10 protein-coding genes are annotated in these 16,755 nt (G+C 40.7%); 4 read left to right on the top strand and 6 right to left on the bottom strand.

Annotation, left to right across the window (positions count from 1 at the left end):
• From deoC to ABZB17_RS03550, 6 genes are all read right to left on the bottom strand, one after another.
• The coding region (deoC, locus tag ABZB17_RS03575; RefSeq protein ID WP_372648140.1) for a deoxyribose-phosphate aldolase at window positions 1-620 on the bottom strand (620 nt) is incomplete at its 3' end.
• Window positions 621-623: 3 nt separating this feature from the next.
• Window positions 624-824, bottom strand: coding sequence for an exodeoxyribonuclease VII small subunit (gene xseB / locus ABZB17_RS03570; RefSeq protein WP_372648139.1), 201 nt, complete (start codon window positions 822-824; stop codon window positions 624-626).
• A 170-nt stretch (window positions 825-994) separates the two neighbouring features.
• Entirely contained in the window at window positions 995-2,422 is a 1,428-nt protein-coding gene (xseA, locus tag ABZB17_RS03565; protein WP_372648138.1) for an exodeoxyribonuclease VII large subunit, read from the bottom strand.
• A 2-nt stretch (window positions 2,423-2,424) separates the two neighbouring features.
• Entirely contained in the window at window positions 2,425-3,507 is a 1,083-nt protein-coding gene (locus ABZB17_RS03560) for a S8 family serine peptidase (protein WP_372648141.1), read from the bottom strand.
• A gap of 696 nt (window positions 3,508-4,203) precedes the next feature.
• Complete coding sequence (locus ABZB17_RS03555; protein WP_372648137.1) at window positions 4,204-4,992, bottom strand: toxin-antitoxin system YwqK family antitoxin; 789 nt, start codon at window positions 4,990-4,992, stop codon at window positions 4,204-4,206.
• A gap of 109 nt (window positions 4,993-5,101) precedes the next feature.
• Window positions 5,102-5,464, bottom strand: coding sequence for a hypothetical protein (locus tag ABZB17_RS03550; RefSeq protein WP_372648136.1), 363 nt, complete (start codon window positions 5,462-5,464; stop codon window positions 5,102-5,104).
• 492 nt (window positions 5,465-5,956) lie between these two features.
• Here ABZB17_RS03550 and ABZB17_RS03545 point away from each other — a divergent pair, with 492 nt between their 5' ends.
• The 4 genes from ABZB17_RS03545 (at window position 5,957) to ABZB17_RS03530 (ending at window position 16,749) form a co-directional block, all read left to right on the top strand.
• Window positions 5,957-6,322 carry a T9SS type A sorting domain-containing protein gene (locus ABZB17_RS03545; protein WP_372648135.1) on the top strand — a complete coding sequence of 122 codons (366 nt, stop codon included), beginning with the start codon at window positions 5,957-5,959 and terminating at the stop codon, window positions 6,320-6,322.
• Window positions 6,323-6,648: 326 nt separating this feature from the next.
• Window positions 6,649-7,818 carry a hypothetical protein gene (locus ABZB17_RS03540; protein WP_372648134.1) on the top strand — a complete coding sequence of 390 codons (1,170 nt, stop codon included), beginning with the start codon at window positions 6,649-6,651 and terminating at the stop codon, window positions 7,816-7,818.
• A gap of 1,245 nt (window positions 7,819-9,063) precedes the next feature.
• Window positions 9,064-13,155 carry a two-component regulator propeller domain-containing protein gene (locus tag ABZB17_RS03535; RefSeq protein ID WP_372648133.1) on the top strand — a complete coding sequence of 1,364 codons (4,092 nt, stop codon included), beginning with the start codon at window positions 9,064-9,066 and terminating at the stop codon, window positions 13,153-13,155.
• Window positions 13,156-13,512: 357 nt separating this feature from the next.
• Complete coding sequence (locus ABZB17_RS03530; RefSeq protein WP_372648132.1) at window positions 13,513-16,749, top strand: SusC/RagA family TonB-linked outer membrane protein; 3,237 nt, start codon at window positions 13,513-13,515, stop codon at window positions 16,747-16,749.
• Window positions 16,750-16,755 lie beyond the last annotated feature (6 nt).

Below are 16,755 nucleotides of genomic sequence, written 5' to 3'. Positions count from 1 at the left end.
CGATCGGCACCCTGCTCCAAAAAAGCAACTGCCGTTTCCCAGTCGCGGATGCCACCCGAAGGTTTTACCTGCATTTTATCGCCAACGGTTTTTACCATCACCTCAATGTATTCAGGTTTGGCGCCACCCGGGCCGAATCCGGTTGATGTTTTTACAAAATCGGCACCTGCTTCATACGATAATTCGCAGGCTTTGGCAATTTGCTCCAAGGTTAAATGGCCACTCTCCTGGATAACTTTTACCAGTACATTGTGTTGATGAGCCACTTCAACTACAGCTTTAATATCGTCGCGAACGTAATCGTATTCGCCCGATAAAAAGCGGCCGATATTCATAACCATATCAATTTCGTCGGTACCGTCTTCAATCGCCTGCTTGGCCTGAAAAGCCTTTACCGGTGTTGCATCAGCTCCGTGCGGAAAACTAAGCACGCACGACACTTTTACCCCACTGTCTTTCAACAATTCTTTGGCGGCTTTTATATCGCAAGGTTTCACACACATACTAAAAACCTTATTCCTAATGCACATTTCTGCATTGGCTTTCAAATCGGCCAGTGTTTGTTCCGGCTTCAAAACCGCATGGTCGATGGTTTGTGCTACTTGTTCTTTTGTATACATATTCTAATCTTCCATTTCTTTTAAAATCTGCTCTACCTGCTCGTTGGTTTTAGTCAGTTTGTCTTTGCAGATTTTTAGCAACACCGATACGCGTTTTACTTTTTCGGCCAGTTCATCCACATCCAACTCTTCGTTTTCAATTTTTTCAAGAATTTCTTCTATCTCGGCCATCGCCTCGCTGTATGAAACCTTTTTAGTTGCCATTGTCTTATTTTTTTGTGATTAATGAGATTGATTTGACTTTATTCATTTATGCTATTATTCGTCTTTTTCACTTATGCGGCTGTAAAATTTCCTTAAATAGCTTCGGCTATTCGCGTCAATTTTACCTTGCCTAAGCAAAAAATACTTCATAATATCTCTAAAAAATAAAATCAAAACAGTCTCTTACTTTTTACTTTTCCATCGGCAAAACGTGTTTCCAGTTCTTCACCAACTGCCACATCTTTGCTCGATTTTATTATTTTACCTTCTTTCAAAGTTAGTGTAAATCCTCTTTTTAATACATTTTCAGGATTCAATAAACGTACTGAGTTTTCGTTTATCAGAATGCGATCACGTTCTTTCGCCAGCACATTTCGCACACGCCCGGATAACATATCCTGCTGATGATTCAATTTTGCATCCGCTTTAAACACAGCCTCTCCAACCAACCGTCTCAGAATCCGTTGTGTTTTGCCGATATTATTTTTAGCCTCTACAAACCACACCGAAAGTCCGGAATCAAGTTGATGCCTAAGTTCAGTCAACTCGTTGTGCTTTTTAAACGAAAACAGACTCACATTTTGCTGCAATTCGTTGCCTCGTTTGCTTAACTCTCGTTGCCTGTCGTTAATAAAATCGGCTACTGAATATTTTAAACCTTCGGCTACTCGTTCCAGCTTTTCCTGCTGCGTATCCAATGTTTCGCGGGTTAGCTGCACAATGTCATTTTCCAGTTCGAGCAAACGCTCGTAGTAACGTTCAACACCGCTAACAAAAAATTCGGCCACCGCTGTTGGTGTTTTCATGCGGGTATGCGCCACAAGGTCGATAATCGTATCATCTTTTTCGTGACCAATTCCGGTAATCACCGGCAACGAAAACTGGGTAATATTCATCGCCAGGTCGTAGTCATCAAAACTACTCAGATCGGCTGTGGCACCACCGCCACGAATAATTGCTACCGCATCGAAAAAATCGTCGTGCGCAAAAATCCGTTCCAACGCACGAATAATTGACGGTACGGTTTCCGCGCCCTGCATATACGCCTCAAACAGTTTGGTGTAGAATTTAAAACCGTATTCGTTGTTTTCCAGCTGGTTCATAAAATCCTGGTAACCCGCAGCCGTTGCCGACGAAATAACAGCGATTTTTTGTGGCACCAGCGGCAGCGCCAGTTCCTTGTTCATATCAAAAACACCTTCGGCCTTCAAACGATTTATAATCTCTTTTCGCTGCATGGCCATGTCGCCAACCGTGTAAGTGGGGTCAATGTCTTTAATATTCAAACTCAAACCATACGCCGGATGATATTCAACCGTTGCCTGAACCAACACTTTTATACCCTCGGTAAAAAGCTGCCCGGTAGTGGTTTCGAAATACGGTTTTAGCATGCGGTAAGTGTACGACCAGATTGTGGCCCGCGAACGCGCCGTTATTGTGTTTCCTTCCTTTTCAATCAACTCCAGGTAACAGTGGCCGCTTCGGTTATGCTTTAACTCGCTCACTTCGGCCACTACCCACACCGTTCCCGGAAATGCATCAAGCAATGCATCTTTAATTAATCCGTTTAATTGAGAAAGGGTGAGTTGCTGGTTCATTGTTACCTGATTTTATTGATATTAAAGGTTTCAATACTGTTTTTTGTTTTTAGCACAAGCAGAAAAATCCCCGGTTCTGCAGTTCCCAGATCATTCAGGGTAACGGTTGGAGAAGCCGGAATTTGCCAGCTTTTTACCACCCGTCCATCCAGTGCATAAAGTTTTATATCGAGGTTGTCTGCCTGATGGTTTGTTGTAGCCTGCAAAACGATTTGGTCTTGCACAGGATTTGGGAAGACAATCCATGTTTTATTTTCTGAAGGAACTTCCACCGACAGAGGATTCAGCAAAGAAGTGGCTTCCCGCATATTGGGCACACCGTAACCCTGCAACGAATCGGGGGTTGAATACAGGTGTCCGCTTTTCTCCAGGGCATCCTTTATTTCCTCAGCCGATTTTTCAGGGTAGGCCTGCCACAGCGAGGCTGCCATTCCGGCCAATACCGGCGAAGAGAATGAGGTTCCATTGGCCATTCCTACTGTTCCGTTAGATCGTTGCAAAGCCGTTTGGTAGCCCATTGCCGACACATTTGGTTTTAAAGCCCCATCAACAGCCGGACCGGCAGATGAGAAATAGGCCGGTTCAAAATTCATATCCACCGCACCTACACCAATTACATTTATTCCGTCGGATGGTGCCACAATACGAAACCAGGAATTGTCCCGCTCGTTACCGGCACTTGAAAACACGAGTATACCCCGGGAAGCTGCAATATTAGCCCCGCGTGTTACACGTGTTGTTTTTCCGTCCATATCGGCATAAGTATGGTTGGTTGAGGCATCCTGAAATTCGGTATACCCCAGCGAGGAATTAATAATATCAACTCCAACGCTGTCGGCAAACTCAGCTGCTGCCACCCAGTTGTCTTCTTCAACAATGTATTCAGAATCGTTGTCTTCCGAACGCAATAACCAATATGAAGCTTTGGGTGCAGTGCCGATTAGTTCTCCGGGAATATTTCCTCCCATGCAGGAGAGTACACTCATACCGTGGTAATTGGTAGCATAAAAATCAACGGCGGGATTTACAAAATCCTTGGTTCCTAAAATCTGGTTATTCACCCACAGGCTGTCGAAAGCCGGCAACTCATCAACTTTATAAAAGCCGGCATCCAACACAGCAATTTGCATTCCCTGTCCGCGAAAGTTTTCATTGTGCAACAATTGCCCTTCCATTAATCCGACCTGATACACCGAACTACCATACAACGAAGTATCAATAGGTGCTGCATCAACAGAACTTTCGTCTGCAAACTTATTAAATGTACTTTTGGTACTTAAATCGGGTTTCGTTAGCTGAACTTCAGTGACAAAACTCCAGTACCCGAGGCTGTCGGCCAAAGTTGCCGAATCGCAGCGCACAGTAATCCCATTTAACCATTTTGAAGTGTGCACCAACTCCACATCGAGCGTGAGCACCGAGTCGATATAATTCTGATTTACCGGCAGATCTAATGAATCGATAGCTATATTTTGATTGATACGGCGCTGAATAGCGCGCTCTGAAAGATATAGTTCAGGATTGTCAAGCGAATACTCCGAATTATTTTTATCGGTAAAACCGATCCAGAAATAATTCTGCGCACTAACTTGTTGCAAACCCATTAAAAGCATGCCAAGGAGTAAAATTATATACCTCATTCTTTAAAATCTTCTGTTCTTTGCGTAATGAGAAGTTTGCTTAGTACCAACAACAGTGCTGCGAACGTTTCTCTTACACCTTACCAATAAAAAAGCCAAGTTAATGAATAAATAGCTTTTTACCTTGAAGGGAAAACAGTTTTATCGCTGTCGTTGGTCGCGCATCATATATTCCGACGGGTCTTGCAAAAACTTTTCCGGATCGGGGATGGAACCTTTGTTTTTTTCCAGATCTTTCATTTTTAGGTTATCGACACTGTCGCGAACAGCTGGATTCAGAATTTGCCCGCTATCGTAATAAAGTGTGTACTGCAGGTTGCCCTCCTTATCAAAGTATTTCCATTCGCCGTGGCGCAGGTTATTCCGGTATTGGGCAACCATTTCCTGACGGCCGTTTTCGTAGCTCACCAGAAACAAACCATGCCGCATTCCCAGTTTCATCTTGCACTGCATGTAAGGTTCGCCACTTTTATAAAAGATCTGGTAATTGCCGTCTTCCTTATCGTTAACCCACTCTTTTTCTTCCATCACATCGCCGGTATCGTAATACTTATGCGATTTCCCGTATTTCAAACCATGTTTGTATTCTTCGTCGGCAGTAAGCTGTTCATTCTTGTAAATTTTCCAGACACCTTCCTTTTGCTGATTTACATAGTTTCCTTCGGCCACTTTCTTTCGCCAAACATCAAACAGTTGCGTGTAGGCCGTATCGCCTTTATACTCGATAAGTGCTTTAACCTGCCCCCCGGGATGGTAGCGTTTCCACTCTCCTACCGGTTTGTCGTCCTTAAAATGTCCTTCGTATAACAAACGCCCGTTGTCTTGCTTTTTTTGCCAAAACCCCTGGCGCAAACCATTGGCATCGGTTTGGTTTGTTTGTGCAAAAACCAAGGTCGGAAGAAAGATCAGTAAAGCAAGTAAGTATCTCATAACACACTATTTTAGGTAGAACGCGAAATTAGGGATTTATTTCAGTTGGCATAAAAAAAGCTTTCCATCAATCGATGAAAAGCCTCCAATATGCAATTAAAAGATGTCTTTAATAAATCTCTTTGGTCATGCGCTCAGTAGCCGTCATGTAGTAGCGTGCAAAGTTATCGTCTTTCATAAAAACGGTAAGTTCCTCGCGCCAGCCTTCTGCTTCTTCCGATAGTTCGGCAATACGACCGGCGGCTTTTTTATCATTTGGATCGGCACGAAATGCTTTAATCACCGGGATAAATTCATCCATCCAGTCTTCGTAACGGTCCATCAGTTTTTGCTGATCGGCTTCCAATGGAAATTCAGTTTTATCGTTCAATACTTTTGCTGAAAGTTTTTCTCCTGCCACAACACCGGCTCCAAGGGTTAAGCCCAATTTTGTTAGAAAGCTTCTTCTGGTTTCTTCGTATTCGTTGCTCATTTCTGCATTTTTTATTCCACATTTCACAAACACAATTCTGGAGGGAATGTTTAACTAAGGAGTAAAAAAGCCCCTCCGCAAAATGTTAAATGCTAATTGTCTTATAACTCCACAGACACTTTTTTTCAGTATCAACCTTATTCATTACTTCACTATCTTTCTATGCATAAGCTTCTTCCAGCTCTTTCAAAGCTTTCACAAACAGCTCTAACAATACTAAGCCAATTATTACGAATACTAATCTTCTTCTTACAAATACTAAAGGACACAATAAATTATTCTTATGAAAAATACTTTTGGGTAAACCAATTAGGACGCAAAATGTATACGAACAAGAGCAACTCCAAAAAATCATTGTATAGATTACTATGCAAATTTCGAAACCTTTTATTCTGTATCACTCTCTTTTCGGCATTGTTTTCTTCAACAATAAGCAGCGCACAAGAGGCGATTCTGTCGGCAGGTAAAACCGTCAAAAATTCCAATTACATTATGAGCTATTCCATTGGGGAACTATCAATTGCTACCTATAAAAAAACAACGGTAACCTTAACACAGAGACAGCAGCAAGGAAACCTGATTATTACCTCGTTAAATGAGATAGAGAATTCAGGGATTCTGGCAAAAGCCTACCCTAACCCAACCAGTAACTTTATAATGCTAAGCATTGAAGGCAATAACACCAGCGATCCGGAATACACTTTAACCAATGTTAGCGGGAGTCTACTGTTATCTGAGAAAAACCTTTCCGAACAACAAAACATTTCCATGAACCAATATAAGAGTGGCATTTACTTTTTAACCGTATCAGACAGGAGGAATAACAACATCCACACCTTTAAAATTATTAAACAATAATATTTCAAACCCAATGTTATGAAAAAAATCAAGGCTTTTCTATTCATGTTCTTATTAGGTCTGGGGACTTTGTTGGCGCAAACACCCGGTGCTTTAATTACCAAGCAGTTTTACGTGACGCCGAAGGTAAAATAATTAGTAACCAGGATGTTGGTATACAAATAAGTATTCTGCAACAAAGTGCATCCGGTGAGTTAGTATTTCAGGAAAAACACTCAGCCAGTACCAATGAGTTTGGTTTAATTGTTTTAGAAATCGGTAATGGAATCCCTATAACCGGAACTCTTGCTGAAATTAACTGGGGAGCAAGCACCCATTTCCTAAAAGTGGAGCTGGATGCGACTGGAGGAGAATCGTATACAGACATGGGAACCAGTCAGGTGCTTAGTGTGCCTTATGCATTGTATACCAAATCATCAGGATCAAGTTTCAGCGGAAAATATGCTGATTTGGAAGGGACACCGGAACTCCCCAATGATATTTCCGATCTTAGCGATGCAGGGAAATTACTTTTTGATGGAGACTACAACAGCCTTACCAACAAACCTGACCTGAGCCAACTGAGTGCCGAAAACACCGATGGCTGGGACAAAGATGTAAGCGATGATTTCGACGGAGATTACAACAGCCTGACCAATAAACCAACGACTATTTCAACAGCACAGGCAAGTGCTATTGATGCGAATACCGCAAAAATATCGAATGTTAAAGCCGACTGGAATGCAACTACCGGCGAGGCACAAATTATGAATAAACCCGACTTAACTGTTTTTGTAGAAGAAACCAATACTTCCGCATGGGACAAAGATGCTTCTGATGATTTTAGTGGTAGTTTTAATGATCTTACTGATATTCCTGCAACATTGGATACTGATGCCAGCGACGATTTCAACGGAGATTATAACAGCCTGATCAACAAACCCACAACAATTTCGGAAGAACAGGCAACCGCTATTGATGCGAACACTGCAAAAGTATCGAATGTGAAAGCCGACTGGAACGCAGCAAGCGGTGAAGCTCAGATTCTGAATAAACCAGATCTAACTGTTTATGTAGAAGAAGCCAATACGACGGCCTGGGATAAAAATGCTGCAGATGATTTTAGTGGAAGTTTTAATGACCTTACCGATTTGCCGGTAAATCTGGACACCGATGCCAGCGATGATTTTGATGGAGATTACAACAGTCTGATCAACAAACCCACAACAATTTCGGCAGAACAGGCAACCGCTATTGATGCGAACACTGTAAAAGTATCGAATGTAAAGGCCGACTTGAACGCAGCAAGCGGCGAAGCTCAAATTTTGAATAAACCCGATTTATCGGTTTATGTTGAAACAACCAACACAGCTGTATGGGATAAAAATGCTGCAATTCAATTATTCTATTCAAAATACTCATATCCTATAGTTGAGTTTAAAATACAATTTTTGTCTTCATTAGAAACAATAGATATGTCTATGGATAATTTGTCTGCCCACTTGATTGGATTTTGACTTAACTTTTAAATGCTCTATTTAATATTTCATTTCGCACAATCAGGAAACCTCTGGTTCAAACCCAGACAAAACCATCTCATTTACTAAACGTTCAGACATCTTTAGGCTAAAACCCTTTTTCAACTTGAGACACAAATGCTTATAAATCCCGATATTAGACCATCTTTAACGTATTAAATTTCCATTCATTTTTTCAGACTTTATAGTCAATTAGCACTAGATCCTGAGGCAATCCTACGCACATAAAATATCGAATAAAAGATTGAGACAAATGTTCCATATAGGGAGGAAGTAATTTTAATGTACTTTTTATTCTATTTACAAGTTCATCTGGAAATTCCACGTTAATGCCATAAACATTCTTAAATTCAACTACTTGAAAATACACAACATCGCTCACAAATATCTGATCTAAACAAGAAATAAAGGAGAACTACGAATAATTAATAAATATTAGTTAAGGAAAAAACTTCAACGCAGCTGTCATCTCAAAGCGTTGCGAGAGATTTGTTCCAAATTTCCAATCGCAGTTTTCAGTTTTACAATCCTTAAAATTTAACAAAAATTAGATTCTCAGAAAATTCACAAGGTTATATAGAGAATAAGTTTGCAGGATACATTTTTACCATTCCGCTCGCTAAGCCGCTAAGTTTTCGGATGACTAATCAACAACTCAATTCAGCATTCAAGCATACTGTTTACGTAAAACAAAAAATCCTCCCGAACCGGACTAAAAACATCGATCAGAATTCCGGGCTCCAAACAAAGTGCTCCGTGCAACATATTGGGCTCAACTTAACAAACCATCGCCGGGCTCAACAATTACTTTTTAGCCATTCATAGCAAATTCAAACTTGCCGCTAACACAATAAGTAGTTTGTGTGCGAAAATGCGAATATTCGGCACCAACGGCACCCTTTTCAAATTTTACTTTTACCATCATAATCTAGTTGTCCCAGCCAATAATCTGTCGCTACACGCCACCACCAAGATCTTCCCAGCGTTTAATGCTTTTTAATACTTTCTCGCTTGCCATATTCTATCGGTTAAATTTTAAGGTTGATACTACAAAACTAACAGGTTTCTAGTACATATTTCAAATATCCGAACCGTTGAAACGATAACCTTTGTAGGTTTTATAAATGTGAAATAATTGATTATATTACCACCTGTTTGATGTTTGCACAATATGTTTTTAGCTTCACTCTAACCCCAGTGATTGCTACAAAATTGAATGATAAAATGGATTACACTTTGAATCAAAAACTTACTCTTCTCCTGTTCCTGATTTTTATATTAACAGGCAATAAAATACAGGCACAAGCCGAGTTAAGTTTCGATATTTTTACACTTGAAGATGGTCTGCCTAATAACCAGATTCAATGTATTTACCAAGACCACAAAGGTTGGATTTGGGTTGGAACCAGCCAGGGACTAAGTCGTTTTAATGGTTATGATTTTACCAATTTCCTTCCCGATTCGGAAGACTCGTGCTCTTTAAGCGGCCATCTTATCAGAGTAATAAAAGAAGACAGAAAAGGGAATTTACTGGTAGGTACCGAAAACGGAGGATTAAATATTTTCGACAGGGAAAAAGAAGTCTTTTCTCAGCCCTTTAAAAACGATCCTGTATATGGTGAAAAAGATTTTTCGGTTAACGACCTTCTTGAATATCAGGACGGCTCCTTTTGGCTGGCCAGCGATTTAAATGTGCTAAAGATGGATAGCACCGGAATGATTAAGCCATTAGCACCAATTGTAAAAGAAGGAACTACGGGTATTGAAAATACTTATATCAGAAAATTGATCTACGACAATCAGGGAAAACTCTGGATTGGATCGAACAATGGCGTTTACGTTTACAATCCTCAAAATAATACCCTCGAGAGTTTCGAACTCCCTTTCGGATCAACTCAAAACAAAGAAATTTGGGAGCTGTTTTTAGATGAAGACGGCGACTTGTGGATCGGGACTTATTCCATTGGTTTATTTGTGGTAAATACCCAAACAAATAACATCGATAAAATAAAATTCAGACCTGAAGCTGAACGTACCGAAACAATTAAATCAATATCAAAAGGAGTTTTTGGCGATTACTGGATCGGAACCCGAGGTGGACTATTTTTGTATTCAAAAGAGAATGGCGTAAAGGGATTTTATCGCCATAATATTCAGGAACCAAGAAGTCTTTCTAACAATTCAGTCCTCAGTATATTTCACGACAACAAAGGGGAAACATGGATTGGTACACGCGGCGGATTAAACTTACTGGCCAAAAGCAAACAGTTTTTTCACAGTTTTACGGCACAGCCCGATGATAACCGATACCTCAACAGCAGCGCCATTTATACCTTTTGGTTGGATAAAAAAGACAGGCTTTGGTGTGGAACCGAAGATGGAGGTATAAATATTTATAACCCCCAAACCGGAACTTATGAGTATCTCACCACTGATGGACGACCGGGTTACACTATCTCGCAAAACTGTATTAAAGAGTTAGTACCCGACAAAAAGGGAAATCTTTGGGTAGGAACTTATCTTGGAGGTATCGATGTAATTGATCTGGCAACGGACAAAATTAAAAACTACAGCCACAAAGCTAATGTTCCCGGAAGTCTGTCGGATAACCGAGTGTGGGATATTTGTATTGATGAAAACGAACAAATTTGGGTGGCTTCCTCAAAAGGCATCGATCGGTTCGATGAAAAAAGCAATATGTTTATCCACTATCCTCAGCTTAACGGACATGAACAAATACTGTGGATCGAGAATGATTCGCTAGGGAATCTGTGGATGGGCAGCGAAGATGAACTGATCGTTTTCAATCAAACCACCAACAAAATAAACCGTTGGTTTGAGCGTACACGTTCCATGTTTGAAGACTCTCAAAACCAGATTTGGATTGCAACAAATGACAAAGGACTGGCGATGTATTCTGCCGAAACAGGTGTACAAAGGTATTACAGCGAAGAAGACGGACTTTCCAACAACCAGGCGCTCTGCATTTTAGAAGACAACTCTAACAATTTATGGATAAGCACCTTAAACGGGCTATCAAAATTTAATCCGGAAACAGAAGTTTTTTATAACTACACCAGCAACGACGGGCTGGGCAATAACCAGTTTTGTTACGGTGCCGCTTTAAAAACCAATGACGGGACACTTTTCTTTGGAACCTTTTCAGGTTTTAATATGATTAATCCAAGCGAAATAAATGCAGAAGATAATGATATTCCACTGGTTTTTACTGATTTAAAAGTATTTAACAAGTCGGTTCCAATTGGTAACGATAAAAAATCCATTCTATCCCGAAGTGTTACCGAAACCCGGCATCTTACTTTTAACCACAAACAAAATGTATTTACCCTTGAGTTTGCTGCGCTAAATTACGTAAACAGCGAAAACAATTTATACACCTATAAACTGGAAGGATTTAATACCAACTGGATTGAACCCAGCAAAAACCGGACAGCCACCTATACCAACCTAAATCCCGGTGATTATACGCTTCGAATAAAACGTGTTATTCCCGGTCAGGAACTGCAAGGTGATGAATTGCAGCTGGCGATAACTATTTTACCTCCCTTTTGGAAAACCAATTGGTTTTTCGGAATAATTATCCTACTCATTATCAGTTTAATTTACACTATTATTCAGTTTTTTATCAATCGTGAAAAAATAAAATCGCAGTTGATTATTGAGCGTTCGAATGCAAAAAAACTGCATGAGATCGATATGATGAAGCTGAAGTTTTTCACCAATATTTCGCACGAAATAAGAACTCCGTTAACGCTAATTTTAGGTCCACTAAATAAAATGATTCAATCAAAAACATTTGATGGGGCAACCAAAGAAGACCTAACTCTAATGCAAAGGAACGCCCAAAATCTTGATCGACTGATCAGTCAGCTTTTGGATTTCAGAAAATTACAATCAGGGAATTTACGCCTCAACCTTACCGAAGCTGATATCGTTAGTTTTGTGCGCAATATTGTTGAGTCCTTTAACCATTATGCGATTGAAAAAGACATCAAACTCACTTTTAACACTCTGAAAAAAAGGCTTTTCGTTTCGTTTGACCCTGACAAAATCGAAAAAATAATTAACAACCTGCTAACCAATGCATTTAAATATACCGAAGCACAAGGTTCAATCTCGGTAAATTTATCATTGGTATTCGATTCGGACAATGAAGATTTTAGTGATGAAAATGAAGAGAAACAGTACATTGAAATCAATATAAAAGACACTGGAAAAGGAATCTCGAAAAGCAATATCGACCGTATTTTTATGCGTTTCTTTCAAACGGATGAAAGCGACACAAAAACCGGTGCAGGCATAGGGCTTGCCCTTGTTAAAGACCTGGTAAAATTACACAAAGGCGAAATTTTTGTCACCAGCAGAGAAGGCAAAGGAACACGTTTTACTATTCGTATTCCGTATAATGAAGGAATTGGAGATAAGCAGGAAACGGAATCAAAAGCACCAACAGCCATTCCTGAAGTTACTACAACTCCGGAGAGTTTAACACCACAACCAGTTAATGAGAATTCAAAAATTATGCTCATTGTGGAAGATAATGCCGACGTTCGCCGGTTTATCAGCTCGCATTTTGTTAATTTCTACCAAATCCACCAGGCGGTAAACGGTGAAGAAGGATGGAAAAAAGCACTGGAAGTAGTTCCAGATATCATTATCAGTGATATAATTATGCCTGAAACCGATGGCTACCAATTGTGTAAGCGCATAAAAAAAGATGAACGAACATCTCATATTCCGGTACTTCTGCTTACTGCCATGCACTCGAAAGATCACGAGCTAAGAGGTTTAGCCAGGGGGGCCGACGACTACATAACTAAACCATTCGACTTATCGGTACTGCAAGCCAAAGTTGAAAATATGCTTTCAATCCGTGAATCGCTAAAAGAAAAGTATACCTCAACAATGGTTTTGGAACCAACAAATGTAGTGTTGGCATCGCCCGATGAGAAGTTTTTGAAAAGAGTGGTTGACGTGGTGGAGGAAAACATAGCCGACAGCGAACTGGATATCGAGAATTTTGCCAGAAAAGTTGGCGTGAGCAGAATGCAACTTTATCGCAAATTAAATGCACTAACCAACATGACGGTAAAAGAATTTATTCGCCATATCCGCCTAAAACGCGCCACCCAATTGCTTGATCAGCAAAAGCTGAATATTTCGGAAATTGCCTACCAGGTTGGCTTTAAAGATCTCTCCCATTTTCGTAAATGTTTTAAGCGCGAATTTGGTATGAGTGCTTCGGAATACCTTTCAAGTAAAAATGCAGAAGCAAACACCCCCAAGAAGACATAACAAACTGGATAACTACACATTAACACACCTTTTATCGCCAATTAATTTCAGCGAGCGAGATTTTTATCCCGCTGTTTGGGAAATTTAACCCTTATCGGGAAACCTTCCATTTCATATTGGGAAATACGGCCAATATGTTTAGCCTCCCCCCTACTATCTTGCACATTGGAATTATACGTCTAACTAAATGAATAAGATCAAACAAAACTTGAAGAAAACTAACAGAGTGATCATTTTTGCCACGATCGCGCTGCTCATTCTGATCATAGTCCTGATCAAACTCATTTTAAAATAAGCGGAATAATCCGAGTAACAAGTACCAATATAAAAATTCTATAATAACCTAAAATGTGAAGTATGGTAAATCTTAAACGAAAAAGTCGAAGCCTGCGCATGAGTAAACTCTTTGCAGTAGCTGCTTTGATTGTATTTCAAACAGTTCTTTCTTTTACTGCATGGTCGCAAACCATCACAGTAAAAGGGAGTGTTACTGACGAGGATTCCGGAGAAGGGCTTCCCGGAGTTAATGTTGTTGTAAAAGGAACAACCAACGGGACAATCACCCAACCGGATGGTTCCTATGAACTTAGCGTAAGCCCAAGTGCCACATTGCAGTTTTCTTTTATCGGTTATACACTACACGAAGTTCCCGTAAATAACCAAACCGAAATTGACGTGGCTCTCGTAATGGAGGCAACAGAATTGGATGAAGTCGTGGCAATTGGTTACGGTACAGTAAAGAAAAGAGACATCACCGGATCGGTATCGTCAGTGAGTGGTGAAGCTCTGGAAGCAATTCCGGTTACCTCGGCCGCCGAAGCAATGGCCGGACAAATGGCCGGTGTACAGGTAATGGCTACTGAAGGATCGCCCGATGCAGAAATAAAAATCCGTGTTCGTGGAGGTGGTTCAATTACCCAGGATAACTCGCCAATGTATATTGTTGACGGTTTCCCGGTAAGTACAATTTCTGACATTCCCGCCTCCGAGATTCAATCTATCGATGTATTAAAAGATGCATCGTCGACAGCAATTTATGGTGCACGTGGTGCAAACGGCGTTATTATTATTACTACAAAAAGCGGTAAGACCGGTAAAGTATCGGTAAGTTACAACGTATATAGTGGTTTTAAAAATATTGCCAACACGTTAAACACGCTCGACGTTGAAGACTTTGTGCACTGGCAGTACGAACTGGCCAATTTGAGAAACTCCGAAGATAATCTGGAATCGTATGAAAGGTATTTTGGTAAATACCAGGATATTGACCTATATGCCGGACAAGTTGGCAACGACTGGATGGAACAGGTTTACGGTAGAACCGGACGCGTTTTTAACCACGACTTAAGTGTTCGTGGAGGTTCTGAAAAATTTGCGTACAACTTTAGTTATGCAGGTGTTAAAAACCGCGAAATCATGCTCGGATCGGATTATAAACGTGATAATGTGAACTTCAAATTAGATCACAATCCTACCGACAACATCAAGCTTTCATACTCAATGCGCTACTCGCAAACTAAAATTGGAGGTGGTGGCGCCATCGAGCAAACCACTGCAACACCAACCGATTCGCGAGTAAAACATTCAATGGTCTACTCGCCAATTCCAATGAACGGACTGGAAGATTATGCTGATGAAGAAGTATCAAGTTATATGATTAACCCATTAACTGCCGTTGCCGACAACGATCAGGAACAAAGAAGAACAAGACTGAATGTTGGTGCAAGTTTACAATGGGATATTATCGACGCCTTAACATTTAAAACAGAAGTTGGTTACCAAACTTACGACCGCAACAGAGATCGTTTTTACGGACAAAGTACTTATTACGTAAAAAACTATACCGATGCCGAATACCAGGGTTTGCCAGCTGCCGAGATGGAAAAACGCAAGCAGGAAACCTTCAGAAATACAAATACGCTGAATTTTGATTTTAAGAACATCATTCAAAATGAAGATCATAGTGTGAAGTTACTGGCCGGACAGGAAATTTTGTACGGAAAATCAAGCACACTTACCGATAATATTCAGGGGTATCCTTCCTTCTTCACGTCAAGCGAAGTATTCCGCCTTACCACACAGGGAGTACCTTTAAGTATCGATAATACGATCAGTGCAGATGACAAACTACTCTCGTTCTTTGGTCGTGCCAATTACGACTATAAAGGAAAATACCTGGTATCTGCGACGTTCAGGGCCGATGGTTCAAGTAAATTTGGCGAAGGAAACCGCTGGGGATATTTCCCGTCGGCAGCCGTTGCATGGCGAATCTCGGAAGAAAGTTTTATGGCAGGACTATCGTCAACGCTCAGTAACTTAAAACTTCGGGTGAGCTACGGTACTGCGGGTAACAACAATATCGTATCAGGCCAAATGGTACAGGAGTTCAGCTCAAGTAACACCACCTACATCAACGATGTATCAGGTTATTGGGCAGTATCATCGCGCATGGCAAATCCCGATTTGATTTGGGAAACTACCGTTACCCGAAACGTTGGACTTGATTTTGGATTATTCAACAACAAACTGAGTGGTACATTGGAAGCTTATTTAAATACCACTTCCGATCTGTTGATCGATTTCCCGGTATCAGGAACAGGTTACAGCTCGCAATTCAGAAACATGGGTGAAACCGAAAACAAAGGTATTGAAGCCTCTGTAAACTGGGTGGCATTAGACAAAGAGGACTTTGGACTGAACTTCGGATTTAATTTTGGAATGAACAAAAACAAAATTAACTCACTCGGTATTATGGAAGACTTTGGTGTTGCATCCGGCTGGGCATCAACCGAAATTGGTACCGATTACTGGATTGAACAAGGAAGTCCTGTTGGACAAATTCGCGGTTACCTATCAGACGGAAGATACGAAGTATCAGATTTTGAAGGTTACGACGAAGAAGCCGGTGAGTGGATATTAAGAAGCGGTGTTGCCGACAATACCAGTATTCTAGGAACTATTCGTCCGGGTTCGATGAAATTAAAAGATATCACCGGCGACGGAGAAGTAACAGTTGACGACAACACAATTATCGGCGATGTAAATCCAAAAGCCACCGGTGGGTTCAACTTGTCGGCTCGCATTTACGATTTCGATCTTTCGGCAATTTTTAGCTGGAGCTACGGAAACGATGTATACAACGCCAATAAAATTGAGTACACTTCAACCAGTAGATATCCCTACCGGAATATGATCGATATTATGGCCGACGGAAAACGCTGGACCAACATTGATGCAGATGGACAGTTAGTAAACGATCCTGCAACCTTGGAATCATTGAATGCCAACACCACCATGTGGTCGCCATACATGTCGCGCTTTGTACTGAGTGACTGGGCGGTTGAAGATGGTTCATTCTTACGTCTGAACACGCTTACATTGGGATACACCATTCCAAAATCTATTACACAAAAAGTACATATTCAAAATCTGAGGTTGTATGCCACAGCCAACAATGTATTTGTTCTTACCAATTATACTGGATTTGATCCTGAAGTTTCAACACGAAGAAAAACACCACTTACACCCGGTGTTGATTACTCGCCTTATCCAAAAAGCAGGCAATTCATTTTTGGTGTAAATCTTAACTTTTAATTGAAA

This window comes from Draconibacterium sp., from assembly GCF_041583095.1.
Taxonomy (GTDB): domain Bacteria; phylum Bacteroidota; class Bacteroidia; order Bacteroidales; family Prolixibacteraceae; genus Draconibacterium.
Note: the sequence above shows the minus strand (reverse complement) of the source record. Positions and strands in the feature narration are given on the sequence as shown.

Bases quoted from the DNA above. Each gene is read 5' to 3' on its own strand.
- ABZB17_RS03550 (WP_372648136.1), bottom strand. From the start codon at position 5,464: ATGAGCAACGAATACGAAGAAACCAGAAGAAGCTTTCTAACAAAATTG.
- xseB (WP_372648139.1), bottom strand. From the start codon at position 824: ATGGCAACTAAAAAGGTTTCATACAGCGAGGCGATGGCCGAGATAGAA.
- ABZB17_RS03535 (WP_372648133.1), top strand. From the start codon at position 9,064: ATGGATTACACTTTGAATCAAAAACTTACTCTTCTCCTGTTCCTGATT.
- ABZB17_RS03545 (WP_372648135.1), top strand. From the start codon at position 5,957: ATGAGCTATTCCATTGGGGAACTATCAATTGCTACCTATAAAAAAACA.
- ABZB17_RS03530 (WP_372648132.1), top strand. From the start codon at position 13,513: ATGGTAAATCTTAAACGAAAAAGTCGAAGCCTGCGCATGAGTAAACTC.
- xseA (WP_372648138.1), bottom strand. From the start codon at position 2,422: ATGAACCAGCAACTCACCCTTTCTCAATTAAACGGATTAATTAAAGAT.
- ABZB17_RS03555 (WP_372648137.1), bottom strand. From the start codon at position 4,992: ATGAGATACTTACTTGCTTTACTGATCTTTCTTCCGACCTTGGTTTTT.